Here is a 23,502-nt window from a genome sequence, read left to right as displayed (position 1 = left end):
CTACTCCTTGGCTTGTTTTTTGCCTAACCCAGCGCTGATAGTCAGCTGCAGGGCATCGGCAGGACTCATATCTATTGCTTCAATACAGCTACGTGGCACCATCACCATATAGCCGCCGACATTGTAACTCATCGGCAAAAACACAGCGACGTGGTCATCCTCAAGAAACTGCGCTAAGCGATCGCCGTCGCTACTTTTCTTGGTGACAATACCAATCAGTCGCACATCGCCGCCTGGCAACGTAACCAGAACCACCGACTCATCTGCGAAGTTCTTACCCGACATCATCTCAATGACATCGTTGATAGTGCCGTATACGGTATCCAGCACGGGCATTTTGTTCATAATTTTGCCGGGCAACTCCCATAGATTATTGAGTAATGCCCAGCGCGCACTGAAGCCAATTAAGAAGGCAAGGCCGAGAAAGCTTAAAAATGCGAGCCCCGGGAAGTAGTAAGTTTCGCCCAAGGCGGCGACCCAGATGGGCCTGAGCCCTGTTTCTATCGTGACCAGCAACCAGCGAACGACTGCAATCGTCACAATTATCGGTAGGAGTACCGCAAGACCTTTAAGTAAATACTGTATGGCTTTTTTCATTATGCTACTCTCTTGTGAGTTTGTTCTAGCTTAGCTTTTTCAGGACCTAACATGAAACTATTTGGCAGCTATACCTCACCTTTTGTGCGTCATTGTCGAATTGTCTTGGCGCGCAATGAACAGAAGTTCGAATTAGTGCCCACGGACTATGCGCAAAGTGCGCAGAATTCTCCGGCGAAACGTGTACCGTTCTTTACTCATAATGGGCTAAAGTTGCACGATTCGTCGTCGATTTTACGTTATCTTCGCAATTTGGCAGACCAAGGGTTTTGTGAAGACATCGAGGATTTTGACCTCTACTGCTTGGTCAATACCGCACTCGATACGACGATTAACCTATTCCTACTCGATCGCGACGGTGTTGCTATCGAAGAAATTGGCTATTTACAGCGTCAACATTCACGAGTGATTGCGATTCTCGATGAACTAAACGACCGCGATTGGCCCGAAGCGGATCCTGAAAACGACGCCCACTTACGCTTGGCCTGCTTCTTGAGTTGGGCGCAGTTCCGTGAGCGTTTGGATATTCATCAGTGGCCGAATTTGCAGAACTTTTTGGCCAGCGTGAACCAACAGCCTTGGTTCGCCAACACTCATCCAGCATTAAGTTAAATAATAAGAAGAAGGTAAATCTCATGCGTTTTATGATCACTATGGCGAGTGTAGCTGTGTTAGCAGCTTGCTCACCGCAACAAGAAACGAGTACTCCAGAAGTGGCGGAAAAGACAACAACGGTAAACACGCAAATGACGTACCCAACCACATTCCGTGGCAACGTGACCGATGAGTATTTCGGTACGGTTGTTGCCGACCCCTACCGCTGGCTGGAAGACGATCGTAGCGAAGAAACCGAAGCTTGGGTTAAAAAGCAGAATGAAGTCACTTTTGATTACCTAGAGCAAATTCCTTATCGCCAAGAGATTGAAGAACGTCTCACGGCGATGTGGAACTACGAGAAAATCAGTGCGCCGTTCAAAGAAGGCGATTACACCTACTTCTACAAAAATGACGGTCTGCAGAACCAAAGCGTGTTGTATCGTACCGACGCAGAAGGCAATACCGAAGTCTTCTTAGATCCAAATACTTTTAGCGAAGACGGCACCACCTCTTTGGCGAGCATTAGCTTCTCGAAAGACGGTTCAATTGCAGCTTACTCAATCTCTGAGGGCGGCAGCGACTGGCGTAAAATCATCATTATTGATGCGGAAACGAAAGAGCAGCTTGAACCTGAACTGGTTGATGTGAAGTTCAGCGGTATCTCTTGGTATGGCAACGAAGGCTTTTATTATTCAAGCTACGACAAGCCTGAAGGGAGCGAGCTTTCAGCGAAAACGGACCAGCATAAGCTGTACTACCATGAATTGGGCACCGAGCAAGCCAATGACCCAGTTATTTTTGGCGGTACTGACGCCGAGAAGCACCGTTACGTAGGTGGTTATGTATCTGAAGACGATAATTACCTCTACATTACGGCGGCCGTCTCAACCTCTGGCAATAAACTGTTTATCAAAGATTTGAGCCAAGAAAATGGCGAGCTAGTGACGGTCCAAGGACATACCGACGCCGATACTTATCCGCTGGATAATAAAGGTTCAACACTTTACCTCGTAACCGACTTGGATGCGCCAAACAAGCGTGTTGTTACTGTTGATGCAAGCAACCCAGGGCAGGAGAATTGGCAAGACTTTATCGCGGAAACCGAGAACGTGCTAAGTGTAGGTACCGGTGCGGGCTATATCTTCGCCGAGTACATGGTTGATGCGATTTCAAAGGTTGAGCAATACGACTTCGACGGCAACAAGGTACGTGATGTGACCTTGCCGGGCGTTGGCAGCGTCGGTGGTCTGGGTGGCAAAGCAGAAGCGGAAGAGCTTTACTACACGTTCACTAACTACAATACACCAAGCACGATTTATAAATTCGACCCTGAGACAGGCGAGTCGAGCGTGTATGAAAAATCGAAGGCCGATTTCGATAGCGAAGCTTATGTGTCGAAGCAAATCTTCTACAGCTCGAAAGATGGTACCGAAGTACCGATGATTATCACGCACAAGAAAGGCTTAGAACTCGATGGCACCACGCCGACCATTTTGTATGGTTACGGTGGCTTTAACGTCAGTTTGACGCCGTCATTCAGCATCACCAATGCCTTATGGCTAGAAATGGGCGGCGTATATGCTGTGGCAAACTTGCGTGGTGGCGGTGAGTACGGCAAAGCTTGGCACGACGCTGGCACGCAAATGCAAAAGCAAAACGTCTTTGACGACTTTATCGCTGCTGGTGAGTACTTGATTGCAGAAGGCTATACCTCAAGTGAGCGTTTAGCAGTGCGCGGTGGCTCAAACGGTGGTTTGCTGGTGGGCGCAGTGATGACTCAGCGTCCTGATTTGATGCAAGTCGCATTGCCGGCGGTCGGCGTACTCGATATGTTGCGTTATCACACCTTTACTGCTGGCGCAGGCTGGGCATATGACTACGGCACGGCGGAAGACAGCAAAGAGATGTTTGAGTACCTTTACGGTTATTCGCCGGTACATAATGTTGAGCAAGGAGAAAGCTATCCAGCGACCTTGATCACCACTGGCGACCATGACGATCGTGTAGTACCTGCGCATTCATTTAAGTTTGCTGCTGAGTTACAGGCGAAGAACACAGGCCCGAATCCACAGTTAATTCGGATTGAGACCAACGCAGGTCACGGTGCCGGTACGCCTGTATCAAAAACTATCGAACAATACGCAGATATCTATGGATTCACCCTTTACAACATGGGTGTAAAAGACCTAGCAGAGCTGAATTAAACACAGGAAAGCTAGGGATAGACGTAACAAAGGCCTCCACTAGGAGGCCTTTTTGATAGTGACAGAGAACAACCGACATCGGTCGACCAAGAAAGTGGTATTGATTAGCCGCACGGGGCTTCTGATGGGGCTTTGCGGCGTTACTATTGCTTGGGTCCGTGCAAGGTTATCGCAGAAACGTAGTTTTTCTCGATCGCTTTGGCTAAATCGGTATCGAGCACCTTGTGCGCTTCGGCAAATGGCACATTCAGGCTGACAATGCCCCATGCCTGATTGCGACCATGTACTTTGCCCGCATAGAGCGCTTTATCTACCAGTTGCAGCGTGGCTTCCCAGTCCATTTCTGTTTGATTGAGATCGCCGAATGGGTAGCCGATAAAGCCAGCCGTACCGGTTATAGATAAGTTGGCGTTGTCGGTAGTGATGGGCTTTTCACCAATGGCTTTAAGCATGCGCAAGACAAATCTTGGGAGCGCCTCTTTATCGGTGTTTTTCAGATAAATCAGGAACTCTTCGCCACCCCAGCGGATAACTTTGTCGTCGTCACGACAAATATCAAGTAGCCGTTGAGCGACCGATCGAATGACCTCGTCACCGGCGCTATGCCCGTGATGATCGTTAATGCGCTTAAAGTAGTCGATATCCAGCAGCACCATCGCGTCGTTTAACGGTTGTTGCTCGGTTGCTTGCCGTTGCAGCTCTTGTTGCATGGCGCGGCGGTTGAGTAGGCCGGTGAGAGGGTCACGCAAGGATTGATCTGCGAGTTGTGCATTGGCATGCTGCAACGCCTGATTCGAGCGTCGTGCCGAACGGTACAGATAAAATGCGAGCGCGGAGAGCAACAGCGCTACCGCGACGCCTAGAACAAGAATCAATTGGCGCTGGCGCTCGTTTTCTAGCAGCTGATCACTGAGTTGGTTTTGCTGTTGTAGCAGCTCGATTTGCTGCGCCTTGTCTTTCGAGTCATACAGGTTTTGCAGCTCGGTCACATTCTTCTGCAACTCGGTGTTAAAAACACTCTCGCGTAACTGGCGTTGTTCGACAAGAATTTCGTTGGCTTGCTTATGTCGATTTGCCATGGTGAGCGCTTCGGCATACTCTCCGAGCAATTTTTCAAACTCACTATTGCTCCATGTACCACGTGCTTCGTCGGCCACGCGCTGCATGGCTGCTAAGCCTTGTTCATATTGGCCTAAATGGACGTCAATAAAGCCTAAGTTGAAGCGGATGAGTTCTTCGCTTAGCACGTCGTTGGTTTCTTGAGCGAGTACAAGCGCTTCATTCAACACCTGAATTCCAGCCTCAAAACGCTGCGTACGAATCGCTAAATCACCTATATTATTGAGCACCGACGTATGCATGTAACGCCATTGAGCGTCCGCTTTGATACGGCGCTCGAGCTCGCTGTAGATATCGAACGCTAAGTCGTACTTACCTTGATTGGTTGCAGTGACCGCTTTCAAGAAGGAGATTTCAGGGCCGTACATGCTCTCTAAGTTGGCAGCTAACATGGCTTTTTCGGCTTCGTTAATTTGCTCTAAAGCCTGCGCAAAAAGCTGTTGCTCGTTATAGATTTCGGCAATTCGCAATTTAAGGAAAATACGGCGAATCGGGGTACGATCATTTTGCGTCTCGTCGACGGCCGCTGCGGCGGCGATGAGGTGCTCGAGAGCGCGCTCGGTATTATTCTTGGCGCGAAAAATGCTGGCGATAAGGTTATGTGCAAAGTAGCGCACGCGTGGCAACTGTGCGTCTTCTAAATGAACGGTCGCACTATTAATCAAGGTATAGGCTTCGGTCAACTTGCCTTCAATATTCTTCAGCAAAATACGTGTCGCAGCGACCTCTGTCTGCGCATCGGGTAGCTGGGTCGCACGTGCAAACTCGGCCGCTTTGTCGAGAACCGTATACGCCTCGTCCAGCCGTTCAAGGTAACCGAGCGATAAGGCAATGTAGGACTGTAGACGGACCTGACTCATTGGCGCGGTATTACTATCAATAGTTGCTTCAAGTTCGCGCATGGCATCAAGCATGGCTTGCTCTGATTCAGCAGCCTGCAGCAACCGATCTAGCTCTGCTTCAATTGGCGCGTCGAGCCGAGGGGCTGGCGTTTCATTGACTGCGACATCGGCGCTATCGGCACTGATAGGAATTTGCGTTTGGGCATAGGCAAAGCTGCTGCTCATAGTGAGCAACAGGGCAAACAAAAATGTACTCCAACCCTTGAGTTGGGTTATAACTGTTGTGTTGTTTTGTAAAGATGACAATTAAATTATTCCGAACGACATATCTGGTGCCAGCATACCATCTGGTCGGATCAGTTCAATAAGTATACGACAAATGACATGTATGAACGTTGACCGAGAGCAATGTTTTATTCGTGTTAATCTATGTCATCTTTACATAGATGTCGATGATAAATTCGGGAACAGCTAGAGTACCTTTGCGAATAGCTATAACTATTACTACCAAAAAAGAGGCCCCCAATGCCTAAAACATTGTTGAAAAACACTCAGCCATGGCTAGTAGCAACAGCACTGACCTTGCTCGTTGCGTGCCAACCAGCAACAGAACAACAGAGCGCAGCCGCAACTCAAGACGAGGCTCCGGTCGCCAAGCGTGAACCTTACACAATTGTTTCACCTCATGGAGAGCGCGTTGATCATTATTACTGGTTACGCGACGATGAACGCAAAGACCCTGAGGTCATCGCTTACTTAGATGCCGAAAATGCCTATTACGATGCTTATCGTGCCGAGTACCAAGGCCTGACTGATGAACTGGAGCAGGAGATTATTGGCCGTGTGAAGCAAGATGATAGCTCCGTGCCTTATCAGCGTGGCGACTATCTGTATCAAACCGATTACGAGGCGGGTAAAGAATATCCAATTTATTCGCGCACGCACATTGAGTCAGGCGAAAAGCAGATCCTCGTGGACGTCAACGTCTTAGCTGAAGGTGAGTCGTTTATGCAGGTTTCGAACCTGCAGGTCAGCCCAGATCAGAACAAAGTCGCCTACGTTGTCGATAACATTGGGCGTCGTCAATACGAACTGCATGTGAAAGACCTTACCACCGAAGCTGTGACTGAGACCGGTATCACCGGAATTTCAGCGGCAATTGCTTGGGCGAAAGACAACGAAACCTTGTTTGTGATTGAAAATGACCCGCAAACGCTACTGTCGAAGCGCGTCATCAAATATACGTTAGGCGCACCGCTGGAAACTGCGGAAGTTGTCTATGAAGAGCAAGACGATACCTTCTACATGTGGGTGAGTAACAGCTCAGACGATGAGTATGTGATGATCCAGCTCGACGCGACGGTTTCTGATGAGGTTCATGTTCTCGACGCAGACACGCCGAATGAAGATTTCCAAGTTTTGGCGCCACGTGAGCGTGATTTTAAATACTCTGCTGACCATATCGACGGTCGCTGGATTATCCTAACCGACTACCAAGCACCAAACTTCCAAGTCATGGAAGTTGCCCATGCGGATATCGGCGACAAGAGCAAGTGGCAGCCGTTGGTCGCACATGACGAAGCGGTTTTTATTCATGGCTTTGAATTGTTTGCCGATTACTTGGTGTTGAATGAACGTCGTGAAGGCTTACGACAAATTCGCGTCGTACCATGGGCAGAGCCAGCAGAAAGCTATGTCGTCAATGCTGACGAAGCGAGCTATGTCATGACGTTTGAAAGGAATGTTGAACAAGACACGGACGTGTTGCGTTATAACTACACCTCGTTAGTCACGCCAACGGTTACCTACGCAATGAATATGGCAACCCAAGAGCGTGAAGTCTTAAAAGCGACCGAAGTGCCGAACTACGATGCTTCCAAGTATACCACCGCACGCACGTGGGCGACTGCTGATGACGGCACGCAAGTACCGGTTTCACTGTTATACAAAAAGGATTTCAAACAAGACGGTACCGCGCCACTCTATCAATATGCTTATGGGTCGTATGGTTCAACGTCTGAGCCTTGGTTCCGTTCGTCGGTGTTCTCACTTGTTGACCGTGGCTTTGTTTATGCCATCGCGCATATTCGTGGTGGCCAAGAAATGGGCCGGCATTGGTATGAAGATGGCAAACTCGAAAACAAGAAAAATACCTTTACTGATTACATTGACGTAACCGAACACTTGATCGCTGAGAAGTATGCAGATCCTGATAAGGTGTTTGGTATGGGCGGCAGTGCTGGCGGCTTGTTGATGGGTGCGGTAGCGAACTTAGCCCCTGAGAAATACCGTGGTTTAGTCGCGCATGTGCCGTTTGTTGATGTGGTGACCACCATGTTAGATGAGAGCATTCCGCTGACCACCAATGAGTTTGATGAATGGGGTAATCCAAAGAACCAACCGTATTATGACTATATGCTGTCGTACTCGCCTTATGACCAAGTCAGTGCGCAAGAGTATCCCGCAATGCTCGTGACGACGGGCCTGCATGATTCTCAGGTGCAGTATTTTGAACCTGCGAAGTGGGTCGCCAAGTTACGCCATTTGAAGGTCGGCGATAATCCACTAATGATGAAGACGAATATGGAAGCGGGTCATGGCGGCGCTTCAGGACGCTTTGCGCGCCTGAAGGAAACCGCCGAAGAATATGCATTTATTCTAGACTTGCTGGAAAATCCTGAAGAGTAATTAGTACTGAGCGTTGTGATAGATGTTTTGGACATCGTCACAATCGTTCAGCATATCGAGGAATTTTTCCATCATGGCCACATCGTCACCGGCGATGTCGGTCATGACTTGCGGTAAATACTGAATTTCGTCGACTTCGAACTCGAGGTCGGCGAAAGCTTCTTGTAAGGCCGTTTTCGCTTTGTGCCACTCGGTGTGCGGCGCAAAAACTGTAATATGACCTTCTTCAGCTTCAATATCGGTTACATCAACATCAGCCATCATCAATGCTTCTAATGCGGCATCTTCATCATCACCGGCAAATTTTAAGATAGCGCAGTGGTCGAACATATGCGCAACACTGCCCGGTGCACCGATTTTTGATTTGGTCTTAGTAAAACAGTTACGAACCTCACCGTAGGTGCGGGCGTTGTTATCTGTCAAACACTCCACCATGACCATGCAGTTGCCCGGTCCGAAGCCTTCGTATACCGCCGGTGCATAGTCTTCGCCAGCGCCGCCTTTGGCTTTATCAATGGCCTTTTCGATAACGTGCGCTGGAACTTGGTCCTTTTTAGCGCGGTCGATTAAGCTGCGTAATTGCAAGTTGGCATCGGGTTCAACGCCGCCTTGCTTCGCCACAACATAAATCTCTCGGCCGTATTTGCTGTAAACTTTACTTTTAGCCGCCGCGGTCTTCGCGATCGACTCCTTGCGGTTTTGAAAGGCGCGACCCATAGTGAACTCTCGTTGCTGTTAATAAGAAAGGCGCAATTTTATACGCACTATGCGAAACAATGCAAAGGGATCCAGTTTAACTCTTGCTGCGAATCACGTATTTTAGCTGTAGCTAATGCATTTGAAGGAGAAGTAAACATGAGCGCTACCAGTCAAGCACAAGTCAAAGCATTTTTGGATGATGACAGCGAAACCTTTAGCTATGTGGTGTGGGACGCCGCTTCGCAAGCCGCGGTCATTATCGATCCGGTGTTGGATTTCGATTATAAATCGGGCCGTACAAAAACCACGGGTGCGCAACGATTGATTGATTTTGTTCGCACTAATAATTTGCAGCTCGAGTGGATCCTCGAAACGCATGCGCATGCCGATCATCTATCGGCGGCGCCGTTTGTCAAAAGCGAACTAGGCGGTCGCATTGGTATCGGCGAACACATCCAAGATGTGCAAAAGATATTCAAAGAAGTTTTTGACTTGGAAAAAGAGTTTCTCCCCAATGGGGCGCAGTTTGATCACCTGTTCACCGACGGCGAAACCTTTTCGGTGGGCAACATGCAGTTTGAAGTCATGCATACCCCAGGCCATACCCCAGCCGATATCGCTTATATTATTGACGGCGCCAAAGCTTTTGTCGGTGACACTCTATTTATGCCGGATGTTGGCACTGCACGTTGTGACTTCCCCGGTGGTAGCGCGACCACGTTGTATCGCTCAATTAAGAAGTTGCTGGCCTTGCCGGAAACGACGGAAATCTATATTTGTCACGACTACCCGCCAGCCGGACGCGAACATGAGTTTTGTACCACAGTTGCGGCCCAACGCCAGGAGAGTAAGCACGTGCACGACGGTGTCAGTGAGGCCGAATTTGTCAAAATGCGTGAAGAGCGCGATGCAACTTTAGAAATGCCGCGGCTTATTTTACCCTCAATACAGGTCAATATTCGTGCGGGCGAAATGCCACCTGCCGATGCGCAGGGTAAAGTCTATTTGAAGCTCCCTATTAACCAATTGTAGGTGTCTATGCTGGCTTGGTTTGGCGTTGTTTTAATTGCAGTATTAGCGCTCGGTGGCTGGATTTCATCGCCCCTGGCGCTACTGATAGGTTTTGTCTTGGCAGGCTTCGGTTGGGTGCCGCGGCATTTCAATCCTGCTAAGTACGCCAAACAATTGCTAGGCGTTGCCATCGTTTTGCTCGGCTTTGGTATTCACTTGGATACAGCGCTAGCAGTGACGGGCGATGCATTGGGCTTGATAGCGGTGTCGCTGGTGGCCACACTGGTATTGGCGTTGCTTATTGGTAAGGCGCTCAAACTGGAGCTGAGTACAGCACACCTTATCGGCTCTGGTACTGCTATTTGTGGCGGCAGTGCTATTGCTGCGGTAGGCCCAGCGATTCGAGCGCGCAGCGACCAAATGGCATTGGCGCTAGCGGCAGTATTTATTTTGAATGCCTTGGCGCTGTTCATTTTTCCACTAGTGGGCCATTATTTTGCACTCGACCAACACACCTTTGGTATTTGGGCTGCTGTTGCAATTCATGATACTTCGTCGGTGGTCGGTGCGGCCGAAGCCTATGGTGACGAGGCTTTAGTGGTGGCGACCACGGCCAAGCTCGCGCGCGCGCTGTGGATTATCCCGGTGGCTTTTGTCTCGGCGCTGGTTGCTGCGCGTTTCAGTGACAAACCTGGACAGTCGACGTGGGCGCTCCCATGGTTTATTGTGGGTTTTATCGTAACCATTTGCATTGCCACCTTTTTACCGCAAGGCGAGGCCGTGTACGATGGCATGTTCTTAGCCGGTAAACGGATTTTGGTTTTCTGTTTGTTCTTAATTGGGCTAAGCTTAACTTTGAAAAGAATCCGCGCCGCAGGATTTAAACCTTTGTTATTGGCCATTATTTTGTGGCTGGTGATTGCTGTAGGAAGCCTCGCTTGGTTGCTCATTTAATTAAAAAAGAGAAACAGAGAAAGACTTTACATGACGATACCTGAAAGTATCCGCCAACAAACCTGTCGAGACTGTTTGGCTGGAAAGGATCTCGGCTTTGCCATCGAAATGGCGTTTCAGCCCATTGTCGACTTGCAGACACAAAAAATTATCGCTTATGAAGCGCTTGTCCGTGGCCCAAACGGGGAGGGAGCGGGATGGGTGTTTGAGCAGGTTACGCATGATAACCGCTATTACTTCGATCAAGCCTGCCGTGTGAAAGCAATCGAAACAGCCGCAAAGCTCGGCTGCAAAGAGTTTTTGCACATCAACTTCTTACCCAATGCAGTTTATAGCCCTGAAACATGTATAAAAGCGACCATTGAAGCCGCTGATTTGTATGGTTTTGACCTCACTAAACTCGTCTTTGAAGTGACCGAGGGTGAAGAAATTATTAGTAAGTCGCATTTGCAGCGTATTTTTTCTAGTTATGCGGCGCGCGGCTTTCAAACGGCCATTGACGATTATGGTTCAGGTTATGCGAGTCACCAATGGTTGGTGGAATTACGACCACATATCTTAAAATTGGACCGAACCTTGATCATCGACATTGATCAGAGCCCTGAAAAACAACAAGAAGTTAAACAAGTTCTCGCTCAATGTGAACTGCAAGGAACGCGATTATTGGCCGAGGGCATTGAAACTGAAGCAGAAATGCAAACTTTGGCATCCTTAGGCCTGCGCTATATGCAAGGGTATTTATTTGCACGTCCCGAATTTAAAGGTCTGCCAGAGGTAACCTTTCCCTCCATGAGCTAAAAGCGAATGCGAAAGCTTATTTTTTAAGAATTTGTCGACTCAGCGCATAAATTATAAAAAATGTTATAGAGTTGATTTACGGGTATTGCTACCGTCAGATAGCATATTTCAAAATTTGTACTACGATCCTTCGTGAAATCAACAGATTTTTAGAGTTATCAGTTGTTGTTTTTATCTGTAACGTACTTGCAAAGATCTAACACCCTCTCAGCAGAATATGGCAAAAGAAAAGTGTAAGTTGCAAGCGTTCAAGCCGTTGTCGGAGGATTCGATATGACATGGTTTGATATATACTTATACGGACTCAAATGGCTCGCCATCGGCGTCATGGTGGTATTGTTTATCTTTGGCCTCGATGATCTCTTCATCGATTGCTACTACTGGATTCGCAACCTTTATCGTAAGTTAACGATCTATCGAAAATTCGACTATTCGGACCCCGAAACACAAGTTAACGCTAGCGCAGAATCACCTGCAGACCTTGCGCCTGTATGGTTTCGTGCAGGGGGATACGTCTCGTGATCTGGTCGCGATCGGTGATGCCGAATTAGGCGCGCACGGCTGGCGTTATCTGCTCCAGCAAGTGGTTGCCCGCAATATCGACTTTGGCGTGTTACAGTGGACACAGTACGGTACTGAGTCGTTTCAAAGTCCGCGACCTTGGCTGTTTGAAACGGCGACGTTATGGCAACACGAAATGCCGCTGTGGTTAGGGTTGCATACTGAGCCTGATTACTTTGCTGAAATGGCAAAAGGTGTTGAGGCGCAACAGACATTCTTCGACACCTATTTGCGCAAAGTAAATGCCAGCGCTGCGCAATGGCAGTTGTGGACGCAGCAGCATCAAGAGAGCTTTCTCGGTTGGTATGCCCCCTTAGAGTTGAGCGATGCCTACTTTGCTACCGAACAACAGCGGGCGCAGTTATACAGCTTCTTGGCCGCGTTGAAGCAACGCTTGGGAACAACACCCCCAGCGATAAGTTTGTTTATAAATGCTGATCTGAACCCACGTGAACTCGGCCATTGGTTGCAAGGTAGTGCTGATCAACGAAGCCTTTGTGCAGACCTCAGAAAAGCCTTTTCAAGCACGTCCAGCCCATCGTGAAGAGTTGCGAGAGGCAATCGCGCAACAACCTGACTGCCATCGCCGGATTCTGTTTTCCTTACGTTATTTTCCAGAAACCACGGGCTTACTCTACCTAACTGATGTGACGCAGGAATCCCAAGGGTAACGCATTACACCTGCGCCGATGGGCGCGCCTTCATCTGCTGGTACCACTTGTTGAGGTGGGGCAGACTTTCATCGACTCTTAACTGGATCACACGTGCGAAAGCTGTCACCGCAAAGGCGGTAAGGTCGGCAGCGGTGAGCTTGTCACAACAAATAAACTCGCGCTCGGCGAGGTGTTCGTTGAGAAACTCCATAAACTTCCGGGTCTCAGCGACGCAGGACTCCCCCCACGCTTGATTGGGCGTCATGCGGTCTTTGAAGTAGCCGCTGGTATGCTGAAAGCCCATGCCGCAAGGCACAAAATAATAGTAATCCAACCAGCGCGACCACTGCTCAATGAGGGCTTGCTCGGTGGCCGACTCGCCGAGTAATTTCGGCGTATCAGGGTAGGCCTCTTCAAAATAACGGCAAATCGCCATGGTTTCGGCAATGCACGTGCCATCATCCAATTCAAGTACCGGCACTTTTTTCATTGGATTCTTGGCGACAAATTCAGGCTTCAAGTTTTCGCCTTTTTGAATATCAACCTCGACGCACTCGACTTTATCTAGCAACCCTTTTTCGGCCAAAAACATGCGGACGCGGCGCGGATTGGGGGCGGTTTTGGTTTCGTAAAGCTTCATCGTTGGAATCCTTGTTGCGAGTTAGTCTTGCCACAGCTTAAGTGGAACCTGTTGCAATTGCACATAGTCGCCATTAGGTAACTGTAACTGCAGCGTACCATCTTTAAACACTTTAACATTAGAGACTTGCTGCAGCTCACGCAAGAATTGAGCTTCATAGTCCATTGCCGCAGGTGGGCACATGCGTTTAGTGACCGCGAGCGGACTGAAGCGTAGCCCTTCACCGGTTATTTCATAGCCGCCATTGAGGTAATTACAGCCGGCAAAACCACTAACCCTTTGATCTGAGTGGAAGGTCAATGACGGTGGTTCTGTAACCTCACTTGGTACGTTAATCACTTGCCAGCTTGCGCCTGCTATGAGTCGGTTGGGATCTCCGGCACAGCCTTGCAGAACCTCTTTTTCGGTATGTAGGTCGGCCGTGAACGGAAAGCTTTGCCCACTCATACTGTCATAGCAGATTTCCTCGAGCAGCTTGAGGGACCAGCCGTTGTCGAAATCGAGCGACGTCCGCAAAGGTTGAACTTGCTCAGGTTCGTTGCGGGTAAAAGTATGGCTGGACTCACTGCCCGGTTGGCGCAAGATGGCTTGATCGCCATTGATTTCAAGGAGCCAAAACGGTTCGTTGCCGCGGGCATTGAGCTGTTGCGGCAAGGTGCCATCGACCACGCATAACGGTAGCGAAAAACCCTCGGCGCTAAACTGTGCCTCGTTGCCTTTGCTCCAGAACTCGGTACCACTCGCGCTATCGGTAAATCGCGCGCCAGATGCACTGCGGCTCTGGGTTAGTGTGAGTTCTTGGGCGCCTTGCGCACCAAAGCGTAAGGTGAGCGTTTCACCCTCTAGCTCGGTGGTTAACGGCAACGCGCCGCAGTGATAGCTCACTTGTTTGCTAACGTTGTCGCTTGGACTGCAGGCTAGCAGGGGAAGCGTTACGAGCGCGACAGTTAAACCACGAAAAACTGACATATTAGGCACCTAGTGTTTGCGATAGCGGTACTCTATTATTGTCCTTTTGCAGTTGTTTTACGAGGGCCAGAAACTCCTTATCAGAAGTTTTACTCGCAGCATCAAGGCATTTAGATTCATGACGTCACCTTGTTGGCTGTTGCTTTGGGATCGTACTTGCGGGTGAGATAGGTGATAAAAATAGCGCCGATCACGCCTGGCAGTACCCAAAACAGGATCTGCCAATTACCGGGTAGCGAAATAAGGTGCCGCGCGCCAAAGGTGATGAAGGCAGTGTATGCTGCAATACCAGAGCCAATATAATTACCTAGATGTTCGGTCAGCCACTTTTTGCGTGAAACCTCACGCTTAAAAACAAAGTGCAAGGTACTGAATGTTCCAAACAGACCAAGGGCCCCGAAAATCAGTAGTAGCGGATGGGACGCTTGCCAGCCGAAATAGGTTATCAGCACACTTAAGACCGCAAGAATGCCGGTAAGCGTGAGAAACAAGGGGGTTCTAAAGAGCGCACGGCTCTGCTTGGCTTGCAAAACGAGTTGACCGCTATAGACCGTAAAAAAGGTAATATAGCCCAAGAACAACAGCAGTAGTGCAAAGAAGCGGACGTTGTTTAGCACGGCCTGTAAATCGTTGGCATTAAGTAGATTGGGTTTGACCGCGGTTGGCACAGCGAGCATCAACGCAGACATAGCAATACCGCACGCAGCAACAATATACATAAGTCGGCGATAATAACGGCCAAAGCGCTTATGCTGTTCCCCACCTTTAAGCGCAAAGACTGGCACCCAGAACAAAATAATCGCCATGACGCCGGCGGTCACATGAAAGTAAAATAGCAGTTGGTAAAAATGACTCATCACAGCACCCTCCAATTGATGATAGAGCTAGTTTAAGCAGGGGTGCGAGGAAAGGTGAGTGCCATGGGTCACGATCTAAAACGTGACTTTTGGCCTAGTCTGCGTTGAAATGGGACAACAGAATAACAACGAGGAAAGTTATGACTTCTACATATAAGTTACTTGTCGTCACGGCTGCGACATTGCTGCTTTTAGGCTGCCAGCCCGCAGAGAATAACAATGGCGCGACAGAAAATGACGCACAACAAAGCACAGAGAACGCCGGTGCGACATCTGGTGTCGCAATCGAGTTAGATCCGACGCCTAATGTCGCACAGGAATTTAGTGCGACAGATTTTGTCGAGGGCAAAGACTATCGGGTACTCGATACGGCACTCACCTTAGCCGACTTTGAAAAAGCGCCTGGTGAACGAGGCTTTGTTATGGAGTTTTTGTGGCCAGGGTGCCCCCATTGCCAGCACTTTAATCCGACGATTAATGCCTTTGCGTTGGAATATTCAGATGTTGCTATCGTGAAGCGTGCGGCGCCGGCGAACGAGCGTTGGGCCTATGATTCGCGGATTTTTTATACGCTGCGCCAAGTTGCCGATACGAATCTTGATGATGAAATGATCGAATTCTACGAGCGTACGCGTGAAAACCAAAACCGTTTACCGAGCCCCGAGGACATTCAGAGCTTCCTCGCTGAACACAGTATTGACGGTGAGGCTTTCGCTAGCGCCTTCGAAGATCCCACGCAAACTGACAAGCTGCGTAAAATCATGACTGACATGATGGACGCGGAAATCACCAGTGTGCCGACGCTAGTGGTTAACGGAAAATACGTTATTACCGCCACTGCGCCGCATTCACCAGAAGAGTCACAGCGTTACTTTGCGCTGGTAAATCATCTGCTTGAGCGCGACTAAGCATTAGCCGAGGTGCTGTTGCAGCCATTGCTTAAAATGCTGTGGCGGCAACGCACCTGCTTGTCGTGCAACTTCCTGTCCGTTTTTAATGATCATTAAGGTAGGTATACTACGAATCGCAAAATGCTGAGCTAAATGCGGCTCGGTTTCGGTACTCACTTTCACAAAACGTGCGCGATCGGCGTACAACTTAGCCACCTCGCTAAAGGTCGGCGCAAACTGCTGGCACGGTCCACACCAACTTGCCCAAAAGTCGATCACCAGCGGCAGCTCGCCATCGCGATGGGCGCGAAACTGATCGGCAGTGACGCCGAAAGCCTCGCCACTAAAAAGCTTTTGTCCGCATGCGCCACACTTGGCTTCTGCCCGCGCGCGGGACTCCGGCAGACGGTTTTTCTTATTACAATGAGGGCATGCAACAATAATTGAGTCTGACATGAGCGTCGATTCCGTTTAATTTAGTTACCCACGAAATATAGTGTCAATTTTGCGCGTTTCAAGTTGCTTTCAGCGATCCGTTAGCTATCTTTACGAGTATTAGTAGCAAGCTAATTTAAAGGGGAAAGTTGTTCCATGTTAAATATGGATTTCTCGAAGCGCGTCGTCATTGAAACCGCGACGGCGCAATGGCAGCCTAGTCCAGCCAAGGGCATTGAGCGCAAATTGTTGGAACGCGAAGAGGCTGAACGGGGGCGGGCAACGAGTATTGTCCGTTATGCGCCAGGTTCGCACTTCGCAACTCATGAGCACCCATTAGGCGAAGAGATTGTTGTGCTTGAGGGCGTATTTTCTGATGAGACCGGTGACTATCCTGCGGGGACCTACTTGCGTAACCCACCAGGTTCGTCGCATGCGCCCTTTAGCGAACAGGGCTGTACGCTGTTTGTGAAATTGCACCAGTTTTCACGTGCTGACCGTGAGGTGGTGCGCATCAATACCAACACTGCGCCTTGGCTACCCGGGCAAGGCGGGTTACAAGTGATGCCGCTGCATAGTTTCGAAACCGAGCATGTGGCGTTGGTGAAGTGGCCTGCGGGTGAGGCGTTTAAACCGCATCGCCATTATGCGGGTGAAGAAATTCTTGTGCTCAGTGGTGAATTCATTGATGAGCACGGTCACTATCCGCAGGGGACTTGGCTGCGCAGCCCGCACGCCAGCAAACATACACCTCGTGTTGATGAAGAAACCATTATTTACGTAAAAACAGGCCATTTACCGGTGCCAGAACTCGCCTACTAAACAGCACTTATGCTATTTTGGCGTTATCGAAAATCATACGAGAGGACATTCCGATGACGCCAGCGCAAGCGCGCCAACTGGTGGCAATGCAAATTGCCTTCAATCAAGTGATAGACCCCGATTATCCTGAAGCTCCTAAAGTAAAGCGCGATGACGTTAAAGCCATTTTAGTTGAGCTTGGCGAATACTTTGAGCACACGGCCTATAAGTGGTGGAAGAAGCAAGAGGCCGATTGGGCGCAAGCCAATATGGAGCTTATCGATATTCTTCACTTCGCGATCTCTGATGCGGTTGAGCATGCCTGTGAGCAAGGCAAAGATGTCGTAACTGCGACAGAATATGTCGCACAGATCTTGTTGGCCGGTGCTGAACATCATGGCAACGTGCGCGACGGTAAAGAATTAGTCGCAGCCTTAGCAGCCGATGGCGATGACGCAACCCCGCTGGTTTGCGGCGCAGTGTTCTTCGATAAGTTGATGACCATGTTGGTTGACGCGTATGGCGATGCGGATAGCGTCTACCTGACCTATATTGGCAAAAATGCGCTGAATAACTTGCGCCAGCAGCGCGGTTACAAACAGGGCACTTACATCAAAATGTGGCACGGCGAAGAAGATAACGAAGTGATGATGCGTTTGTTAAGCGAACATCAGGCCGAGATCATTGCGGCCGAGCAACCGTTAGTGCACGCACAAACCTTGTTACTCGACCACTATGATCGTGAGGTCGCTTCCGCTTAGTTGCGGTACGCTGGCATCAGATAAACTTCGCGGACGCAGTTGCGTGGGTGTGCGTTGAGCGCATACAGCACTGCGTCGGCAACGTCCTGAGGGTCAAGCTTGTCAGGCTTTGGCTCATCAAAGAATGGGGTATTCACCATACCCGGTGCAATCGTTGTACAACGGCCGTCCCATTCTTTCATTTCTTCTGCTAAGTTCTGCGCAAAGCCATGCACAAACCACTTGGTCGCACCGTAGACCGAACCTTTAATGGTATTGCGCCCTGCGGCTGAACCGGTCATCAAGAAATGGCCGGTGGTTTTGCGTAAATGCGGTAAGGTAAGGCGTGCGGTATACAGCAGACCATTAATGTTGACGTCAATCATGGTCTTCCATTCGTTGGCATCGCCTTTCTCAGTGCCAGGTGTTTGCACCCCGGTACCGGCATTCGCGAACACCGCATCGAGACGGCCAAATTTTTCGAGACCCTTCACTACCACTTGTTCGAGCGATTTGTAGTCACCAGCATCGGCAGCAACTCCCAGCGCTTGCTCGCTACCAATCTCGGCCACCAGCTCATCTAGCAACTCTTTCCGGCGTGCGGTAAGAATCAGTTTGAACCCTTCACGTGCGGCCGTCAGTGCGGTGGTTTTGCCGATACCACTCGAGGCGCCTGTGATCATCAATACTTTTTCGTTTTGCTCTGCGGACATAGTTGTTGCTCCTTTTACTGCTCGTTTTTCTCCCAACTTTGCAAGGCAAAATCTGGGAACTCAGATGCGTTTGACTGTTGATTCAGTTTAACAGTCGTTGCAAATACTTCATTACGGAACTTAGCGAGTTCAGACCACAATGCCTGGAATTCTGCTTTGGCTTGGCCTCGATTTGACTCTATATAGGTCTCCAATAACGGGCTTACTGCTTGAAAGCCAGCTCGGACCCGCTGCGCCTGGCGCTGTTCAAATGCCTGCACCTGTTGTTGCCATTCTGTAGCGCTGGCTGGCTGCGAAAACGTGCCATGCACAAAATAATTAGCAAAGGTTTGCGCATCGTGTGAGGCGGCATTGGTCCAATACTGCCAGTCGGATTTGTTCAGCACCTGACCATTTTCCGGATCAATGATCATAACGGTGGGCGTACCATAGTAGGTGGGCTGCCCATAGGCTTCCGTTATCTCAAAGCCGTACGTTAAATACCCTACATCCACCTTGCGCATAACAAACTTCTGCTGCAATTCAGCCTGCAAGCTGGGTTCGTTAAACCGATCCATAAGTGCCACGCTGTCATGGCACCAGTCAGCGCCCAGGACCAGCATTAGGAGCTTGTCTTCAGCAGCAGCTTCTTGCTGCGCTTGTTTAATATCAGCCAAGCTCGGTTGCTGACCGGTAAAGTATGGCTTCTCGGTAGCTGTCGCTGCAGAAAAGGGCAAAAGGAAGTTAACAACAAGCAATAAAGCAACGGCTTTAGACAGCATAAAATTAAACCTCGAGTTGTGGTGGAGTGTGTTGGTAACCTGCGGCCTCAAGTAACTTACCTAGGTGCAGCAAAGTATGTTCTTGGTGATGCTTGGCGGCAAACGAAAGACCGACAGGCAGGCCACTGTCGTTAAGCCCCGTGGGGACGGTCAGCACCGGTTGACCGGTTAGGTTATACAGCATCACAAAAGGGAAGCAATAATCAACATAAGGCACCTTTTCGCCGTCGAGCATTATCGATTCATGTTTATGATTATGCGGGAAGGCTGGCCCTAATGAGGTAGGGCTGATGACCACATCGACGTGCGCATACAAACGGTTCACTTCGGCAATCACTTCATCGCGCTCTTTGAGTGCCGCACTGAGCCGCTTCAGGCTTAAACCTAAGCCCGAACGTAGGGCTTTCGTTGCCGGCAAACTTGAGCGCTTGAGTAGCTTGCTGTATTGCCAGTAAATCAGTTTTCGTACCGGCCAACTTAACGTCTGCCCCATGACGAAACCAAACAGTTCGACCCACAGTGTGAGTAGCCTTCGCGCCAACTGCTCGTCGAGATTAATTTTTTCGACTGTTGCACCTTTGGCCCGTAAATCGGCAATGGTTTTATCCATTGCCCGTGAGACATCACTGCCGGCACCCAGCCCCATGAAATTATCGAGGTAACCAAAACGATACCCGGCGAGGCTCTCGGGCTGCTGTTGCGGGCATGCCACTGGGAGATAAAAGCGCTGTTGCCAATCCGGTTGATAAAGGATGTCGTAAGCCTGCTGCAAGCGCACAGCGTCGCGTGCTAAAGGCCCCGTGCTATTCATCATGTGGATACCGACATCGTGACCGGGTAACGGTGGGATATGGCCATCGTGCGCATGACCATTTTCCGTAGGCTTTAAGCCATACAATCCGCAAAAGTGCGAAGGATTACGGATCGAGCCACCAATGTCACTACCGAGTTCCAGGTCAACTAAGCCCGCAGCGAGCGCTGCTGCGCCTCCGCCGGTACTCCCACCGGGTGTACAGCTGAGGTCATAAGGGTTATTTGCGGTGGGGTAGAGCGGCCCAAAGGTTTGCGCATCGGCCAATAAGGCTGGCACATTTGATTTGCCAACAATCACGGCGCCGGCATCGATGAGTCGCTGCACTAACATTGAGGTTTTGTCAGCGCGATAGTTGCGTAGTGGCGGATAGTTGATGGTGGTTGCGGTGCCCTGAAGTGCATAGCACTCTTTGATTGAAATAGGGACACCGTGCAACGGACCGCGGGGCTCTATTTGATCGCATTGGCGTGCGGTCTGCAACGCCTGCTCATGGAATAACTCGACAAACGCATTCAGCTTCGGATTAAGTTTAGCGATACGTTCGAAACGCTCTTTTACCTGTTGTTCATAAGACATGACATGCTCACTATGCGGTTAAAGCACAATTTGCTGCGATTGACGCAGGCATCTAAACACCGTGTAAGTGCGTTTATGTGTTAGCTTAAAGTAAACACTAGAAAGGATAATAACAATGCTTAAAACGTTGAAAGTAAGCTCATTAGCGTTGGTTATCGGAGCCGGCGCCTTGTTGAGCGTGAGTACTGTTGCTCCAAGTCATGCCAACCCGGTCAAGCTGACCTATCAAGAACCTGCGCAAGCAATTATTGATATCGTGGATGCAGCACCGTCACCAGGTGGAAGCCTGAGTCCTGACGGCGATATCTTAATGGTCACTGGCTATCCTGCGCTGCCAACTATTGAGGATGTTGCTGCCGAGCAGCTTAAATTAGCTGGTCGCCGCATTAACCCTGCGAACTACACGGTCAGCCAAGCGCGTTATATCAGCGAGTTAAAGCTACTCAACGTCGCTGACGGTAGTGAGTTAGAGATTAAGGGGTTGCCAAGTGACTTAAAGATTCTCGGCGCCAGTTGGTCACCTAACGGAGACTACATTGCGGCAGCTCAGCAAACCACGGATAGCGTTGAGTTGTGGCTCATCGATGCCACCAACGGCAAGGCAACAAGTTGGTCAAGCACGCCACTAAATGCCGTTTGGGGCCCGCGCCTCGAGTGGCGTCACGATAGTAGTGGACTCTACAGCTACACCGTGGCTGAGGGCTTAACGAAGCCGCAAGCTTCGAATGTTCCAACGGGACCGGTGGTGACTGAAAGTGCAGGGCGCAACGCACCCGCGCGAACCTACCAAGATTTGCTGCAAAACAAGACGGACGAAGCCTTGTTTGACTATTACTTCACCAGCCAAATTCGCTTTTTCAACGTTAATGGTGAAGAGCAAAAAGTTGGCCCGCAAGCTTTGTACAATGGTGTAAGTGTCTCGCCAAGCGACGATTATTTATTAGTAAGTGAAATCAAGCGACCATATTCCTACGCGGTACCTTATTATCGCTTCCCGGAAACCACGATGGTCTGGAACCCCGCCGGTGAGAACATTTATACCGTGGTAGAACAAGGTCTGGCCGATAACCTACCGATTGCCTTTGATGCGGTCGTACAAGGACGTCGTTCAGTGCAGTGGCGTAACGATGCGGATGCTACGTTGGTATGGGCCGAAGCGACCGACCAAGGTGACCCAGCGGTCGAAGCAGAAATTCGCGACCAAGTGTTCCAGCAGGCAGCTCCCTTTGATGCTGAACCGCAGAAGCTGATTGATCTGAGCAAGCGCTTAGGTCGCGTATTGGCGGCCGACGAAGAGACGATTCTGATTTGGGAGCGTTGGTGGGCGGACCGCGATGAGAAGCTTTGGCTCGTAGATGCGACTTCGGACGCTGAGCCCAAATTGGTGTGGGATCGTTCATGGGAAGATCGCTACAACGACCCGGGGCAGCCATTTACCGTACAAGTTGACGGGCGGCGTTTATTGCATGTGCAAGACGGCAACATGTTGCTAAGCGGCACCGGTGCGTCGGCGGAAGGCGATCGTCCGTTTGTCGACCGCTTTAATTTGGCCAGTGGCGAGAAAGAACGCTTATGGCGAAGCGAAGCGCCTTATTTTGAACGTCCTTTGGATTTGATTGACGCTAAAGAGCTAACGTTCTTAACGCAACGCGAAGGCGTGGACGATCCTGCCGACTTCTTTGTGCGTGACCTTGATGATGCTGAACTGACTGCACTCACCGAAACCGCGCACCCTATGCCGCATACCAAAGGCATCACCCGCGAAATGATCACGTACGAGCGTGAAGACGGCTTAGCGATGTCAGCAGAGTTGTATCTTCCTGCGGGTTACAACAAAGAAACAGACGGTCCTTTACCAACCATGGTTTGGGCATACCCTCGTGAGTACAAGAGTTCCTCTGCGGCGGCACAAGTTTCTGGTTCGCCGTATGAGTTCGTGCGTATTAGCTATTGGGGGCCGCAGTACCTCGCCACGCAAGGGTACGCAGTATTAGCCAATGCCACCATGCCGATTGTTGGTGAGGGGGAGAATCGCCCTAACGATACCTTTATCGAACAGTTGGTGATGAACGGCCGTGCTGCCATTAAGGCTGGGGTCGACCGTGGCGTTACCGATCCTGACCGGGTCGCGTTGGGTGGTCATTCGTACGGCGCATTTATGACGGCGAACATGCTGGCGCACAGCGATTTATTCACCACCGGGATTGCCCGTAGTGGCGCTTATAACCGTAGCTTGACGCCGTTTGGTTTCCAACGTGAAGAGCGCACTGTTTGGGATGATACAGACCTCTACATCGGCATGTCGCCATTCTTCCATGCGCACAAAATCAACGAGCCGTTGTTGATGATCCATGGTAGTAACGACAATAACTCGGGGACTTTCCCGATGCAGTCTGAGCGCCTTTATCAAGCAGTGAAAGGCCTTGGCGGCACTGCTCGTTTGGTGATGCTACCGCATGAGTCGCATGGCTACCGCGCCCGCAAATCTGTGCTGCATATGCTATGGGAACAAACCCGTTGGTTGGATATGTACCTGAAAACTGAGGAATAAAACCGCGAAGCCCGCCTGCTGGCGGGCTTTTT

General features: G+C 50.0%; 22 protein-coding genes. 12 read left to right on the top strand and 10 right to left on the bottom strand.

Going from position 1 to position 23,502, the window contains the following annotated elements; translation table 11 throughout:
- Positions 1-597 carry a DUF502 domain-containing protein gene (locus CWE21_RS09950; protein ID WP_126834293.1) on the bottom strand — a complete coding sequence of 199 codons (597 nt, stop codon included), beginning with the start codon at positions 595-597 and terminating at the stop codon, positions 1-3.
- A 51-nt stretch (positions 598-648) separates the two neighbouring features.
- Here CWE21_RS09950 and CWE21_RS09945 point away from each other — a divergent pair, with 51 nt between their 5' ends.
- Together CWE21_RS09945 and CWE21_RS09940 are read left to right on the top strand one after the other, a co-directional pair.
- Positions 649-1,209 (top strand): glutathione S-transferase family protein, encoded by a 561-nt coding sequence (locus CWE21_RS09945; RefSeq protein ID WP_126834292.1) that lies wholly within the window; start codon positions 649-651, stop codon positions 1,207-1,209.
- A 23-nt stretch (positions 1,210-1,232) separates the two neighbouring features.
- On the top strand, positions 1,233-3,398 hold the full coding sequence (locus CWE21_RS09940) for a prolyl oligopeptidase family serine peptidase (RefSeq protein ID WP_126834291.1): 2,166 nt from the start codon (positions 1,233-1,235) through the stop codon (positions 3,396-3,398).
- Positions 3,399-3,541: 143 nt separating this feature from the next.
- On the opposite strand, the gene CWE21_RS09935 is transcribed toward CWE21_RS09940, so the two are convergent.
- Positions 3,542-5,584: a tetratricopeptide repeat-containing diguanylate cyclase gene (locus CWE21_RS09935; RefSeq protein ID WP_126834290.1), complete on the bottom strand. Its 2,043-nt coding sequence runs from the start codon at positions 5,582-5,584 to the stop codon at positions 3,542-3,544.
- Positions 5,585-5,884: 300 nt separating this feature from the next.
- Here CWE21_RS09935 and CWE21_RS09930 point away from each other — a divergent pair, with 300 nt between their 5' ends.
- Positions 5,885-8,047 carry a S9 family peptidase gene (locus CWE21_RS09930; RefSeq protein ID WP_126834289.1) on the top strand — a complete coding sequence of 721 codons (2,163 nt, stop codon included), beginning with the start codon at positions 5,885-5,887 and terminating at the stop codon, positions 8,045-8,047.
- Here the strand turns inward: CWE21_RS09930 and CWE21_RS09925 are convergent, their stop codons facing one another.
- Entirely contained in the window at positions 8,048-8,764 is a 717-nt protein-coding gene (locus CWE21_RS09925; protein ID WP_126834288.1) for a YebC/PmpR family DNA-binding transcriptional regulator, read from the bottom strand.
- 138 nt (positions 8,765-8,902) lie between these two features.
- Here CWE21_RS09925 and CWE21_RS09920 point away from each other — a divergent pair, with 138 nt between their 5' ends.
- From CWE21_RS09920 to CWE21_RS09900, 5 genes are all read left to right on the top strand, one after another.
- Positions 8,903-9,778: an MBL fold metallo-hydrolase gene (locus CWE21_RS09920; protein ID WP_126834287.1), complete on the top strand. Its 876-nt coding sequence runs from the start codon at positions 8,903-8,905 to the stop codon at positions 9,776-9,778.
- 6 nt (positions 9,779-9,784) lie between these two features.
- Positions 9,785-10,711, top strand: a complete 927-nt coding sequence (locus CWE21_RS09915) for a YeiH family protein (RefSeq protein ID WP_126834286.1) — start codon at positions 9,785-9,787, stop codon at positions 10,709-10,711.
- 30 nt (positions 10,712-10,741) lie between these two features.
- On the top strand, positions 10,742-11,509 hold the full coding sequence (locus CWE21_RS09910; RefSeq protein ID WP_126834285.1) for an EAL domain-containing protein: 768 nt from the start codon (positions 10,742-10,744) through the stop codon (positions 11,507-11,509).
- Positions 11,510-11,782: 273 nt separating this feature from the next.
- Entirely contained in the window at positions 11,783-12,031 is a 249-nt protein-coding gene (locus CWE21_RS09905) for a hypothetical protein (protein WP_126834284.1), read from the top strand.
- On the top strand, positions 12,009-12,614 hold the full coding sequence (locus tag CWE21_RS09900) for a DUF4434 domain-containing protein (protein ID WP_157982760.1): 606 nt from the start codon (positions 12,009-12,011) through the stop codon (positions 12,612-12,614). The genes CWE21_RS09905 and CWE21_RS09900 overlap by 23 nt, the downstream gene beginning before the upstream one ends.
- Positions 12,615-12,745: 131 nt before the next feature.
- Here CWE21_RS09900 and CWE21_RS09895 read toward each other — a convergent pair whose 3' ends face one another.
- The 3 genes from CWE21_RS09895 to CWE21_RS09885 all read right to left on the bottom strand — a co-directional run bounded on the left by CWE21_RS09895 (position 12,746) and on the right by CWE21_RS09885 (position 15,189).
- Positions 12,746-13,363 carry a glutathione S-transferase family protein gene (locus tag CWE21_RS09895; RefSeq protein ID WP_126834282.1) on the bottom strand — a complete coding sequence of 206 codons (618 nt, stop codon included), beginning with the start codon at positions 13,361-13,363 and terminating at the stop codon, positions 12,746-12,748.
- A gap of 21 nt (positions 13,364-13,384) precedes the next feature.
- Positions 13,385-14,332, bottom strand: a complete 948-nt coding sequence (locus CWE21_RS09890) for an META domain-containing protein (RefSeq protein ID WP_126834281.1) — start codon at positions 14,330-14,332, stop codon at positions 13,385-13,387.
- A gap of 116 nt (positions 14,333-14,448) precedes the next feature.
- Positions 14,449-15,189, bottom strand: coding sequence for a hypothetical protein (locus CWE21_RS09885; RefSeq protein ID WP_126834280.1), 741 nt, complete (start codon positions 15,187-15,189; stop codon positions 14,449-14,451).
- 140 nt (positions 15,190-15,329) lie between these two features.
- Here CWE21_RS09885 and CWE21_RS09880 point away from each other — a divergent pair, with 140 nt between their 5' ends.
- Positions 15,330-16,097 carry a thioredoxin domain-containing protein gene (locus CWE21_RS09880; protein WP_126834279.1) on the top strand — a complete coding sequence of 256 codons (768 nt, stop codon included), beginning with the start codon at positions 15,330-15,332 and terminating at the stop codon, positions 16,095-16,097.
- A 3-nt stretch (positions 16,098-16,100) separates the two neighbouring features.
- Here CWE21_RS09880 and trxC read toward each other — a convergent pair whose 3' ends face one another.
- On the bottom strand, positions 16,101-16,535 hold the full coding sequence (gene trxC, locus CWE21_RS09875) for a thioredoxin TrxC (protein WP_241970276.1): 435 nt from the start codon (positions 16,533-16,535) through the stop codon (positions 16,101-16,103).
- A 135-nt stretch (positions 16,536-16,670) separates the two neighbouring features.
- Between trxC and CWE21_RS09870 the strand changes: the two genes are divergently transcribed.
- Positions 16,671-17,336 carry a cupin domain-containing protein gene (locus CWE21_RS09870; protein ID WP_126834278.1) on the top strand — a complete coding sequence of 222 codons (666 nt, stop codon included), beginning with the start codon at positions 16,671-16,673 and terminating at the stop codon, positions 17,334-17,336.
- Between the two features lie 53 nt (positions 17,337-17,389).
- Positions 17,390-18,076 (top strand): dUTPase, encoded by a 687-nt coding sequence (locus CWE21_RS09865; RefSeq protein ID WP_126834277.1) that lies wholly within the window; start codon positions 17,390-17,392, stop codon positions 18,074-18,076.
- On the opposite strand, the gene CWE21_RS09860 is transcribed toward CWE21_RS09865, so the two are convergent.
- The 3 genes from CWE21_RS09860 to CWE21_RS09850 are packed head-to-tail and all read right to left on the bottom strand — an operon-like array spanning position 18,073 to position 20,919.
- Complete coding sequence (locus tag CWE21_RS09860) at positions 18,073-18,768, bottom strand: SDR family oxidoreductase (RefSeq protein ID WP_126834276.1); 696 nt, start codon at positions 18,766-18,768, stop codon at positions 18,073-18,075. The genes CWE21_RS09865 and CWE21_RS09860 overlap by 4 nt on opposite strands.
- Positions 18,769-18,782: 14 nt before the next feature.
- Positions 18,783-19,529 (bottom strand): thioredoxin family protein, encoded by a 747-nt coding sequence (locus CWE21_RS09855; protein WP_126834275.1) that lies wholly within the window; start codon positions 19,527-19,529, stop codon positions 18,783-18,785.
- A gap of 4 nt (positions 19,530-19,533) precedes the next feature.
- Positions 19,534-20,919 (bottom strand): amidase, encoded by a 1,386-nt coding sequence (locus tag CWE21_RS09850; RefSeq protein WP_126834274.1) that lies wholly within the window; start codon positions 20,917-20,919, stop codon positions 19,534-19,536.
- A gap of 115 nt (positions 20,920-21,034) precedes the next feature.
- On the opposite strand from CWE21_RS09850, the gene CWE21_RS09845 reads away from it, so the two are divergent.
- Entirely contained in the window at positions 21,035-23,470 is a 2,436-nt protein-coding gene (locus CWE21_RS09845; RefSeq protein WP_126834273.1) for a S9 family peptidase, read from the top strand.
- Positions 23,471-23,502: the final 32 nt, after the last annotated feature.

This window comes from Pseudidiomarina aquimaris, from assembly GCF_003987395.1.
Lineage (GTDB): Bacteria > Pseudomonadota > Gammaproteobacteria > Enterobacterales > Alteromonadaceae > Pseudidiomarina > Pseudidiomarina aquimaris.
Note: the sequence above shows the minus strand (reverse complement) of the source record. Positions and strands in the feature narration are given on the sequence as shown.

Bases quoted from the DNA above. Each gene is read 5' to 3' on its own strand.
- CWE21_RS09950 (WP_126834293.1), bottom strand. From the start codon at position 597: ATGAAAAAAGCCATACAGTATTTACTTAAAGGTCTTGCGGTACTCCTA.
- CWE21_RS09945 (WP_126834292.1), top strand. From the start codon at position 649: ATGAAACTATTTGGCAGCTATACCTCACCTTTTGTGCGTCATTGTCGA.
- CWE21_RS09940 (WP_126834291.1), top strand. From the start codon at position 1,233: ATGCGTTTTATGATCACTATGGCGAGTGTAGCTGTGTTAGCAGCTTGC.
- CWE21_RS09935 (WP_126834290.1), bottom strand. From the start codon at position 5,584: ATGAGCAGCAGCTTTGCCTATGCCCAAACGCAAATTCCTATCAGTGCC.
- CWE21_RS09930 (WP_126834289.1), top strand. From the start codon at position 5,885: ATGCCTAAAACATTGTTGAAAAACACTCAGCCATGGCTAGTAGCAACA.
- CWE21_RS09925 (WP_126834288.1), bottom strand. From the start codon at position 8,764: ATGGGTCGCGCCTTTCAAAACCGCAAGGAGTCGATCGCGAAGACCGCG.
- CWE21_RS09920 (WP_126834287.1), top strand. From the start codon at position 8,903: ATGAGCGCTACCAGTCAAGCACAAGTCAAAGCATTTTTGGATGATGAC.
- CWE21_RS09915 (WP_126834286.1), top strand. From the start codon at position 9,785: ATGCTGGCTTGGTTTGGCGTTGTTTTAATTGCAGTATTAGCGCTCGGT.
- CWE21_RS09910 (WP_126834285.1), top strand. From the start codon at position 10,742: ATGACGATACCTGAAAGTATCCGCCAACAAACCTGTCGAGACTGTTTG.
- CWE21_RS09905 (WP_126834284.1), top strand. From the start codon at position 11,783: ATGACATGGTTTGATATATACTTATACGGACTCAAATGGCTCGCCATC.
- CWE21_RS09895 (WP_126834282.1), bottom strand. From the start codon at position 13,363: ATGAAGCTTTACGAAACCAAAACCGCCCCCAATCCGCGCCGCGTCCGC.
- CWE21_RS09890 (WP_126834281.1), bottom strand. From the start codon at position 14,332: ATGTCAGTTTTTCGTGGTTTAACTGTCGCGCTCGTAACGCTTCCCCTG.
- CWE21_RS09885 (WP_126834280.1), bottom strand. From the start codon at position 15,189: ATGAGTCATTTTTACCAACTGCTATTTTACTTTCATGTGACCGCCGGC.
- CWE21_RS09880 (WP_126834279.1), top strand. From the start codon at position 15,330: ATGACTTCTACATATAAGTTACTTGTCGTCACGGCTGCGACATTGCTG.
- trxC (WP_241970276.1), bottom strand. From the start codon at position 16,535: ATGTCAGACTCAATTATTGTTGCATGCCCTCATTGTAATAAGAAAAAC.
- CWE21_RS09870 (WP_126834278.1), top strand. From the start codon at position 16,671: ATGTTAAATATGGATTTCTCGAAGCGCGTCGTCATTGAAACCGCGACG.
- CWE21_RS09865 (WP_126834277.1), top strand. From the start codon at position 17,390: ATGACGCCAGCGCAAGCGCGCCAACTGGTGGCAATGCAAATTGCCTTC.
- CWE21_RS09860 (WP_126834276.1), bottom strand. From the start codon at position 18,768: ATGTCCGCAGAGCAAAACGAAAAAGTATTGATGATCACAGGCGCCTCG.
- CWE21_RS09855 (WP_126834275.1), bottom strand. From the start codon at position 19,529: ATGCTGTCTAAAGCCGTTGCTTTATTGCTTGTTGTTAACTTCCTTTTG.
- CWE21_RS09850 (WP_126834274.1), bottom strand. From the start codon at position 20,919: ATGTCTTATGAACAACAGGTAAAAGAGCGTTTCGAACGTATCGCTAAA.
- CWE21_RS09845 (WP_126834273.1), top strand. From the start codon at position 21,035: ATGCTTAAAACGTTGAAAGTAAGCTCATTAGCGTTGGTTATCGGAGCC.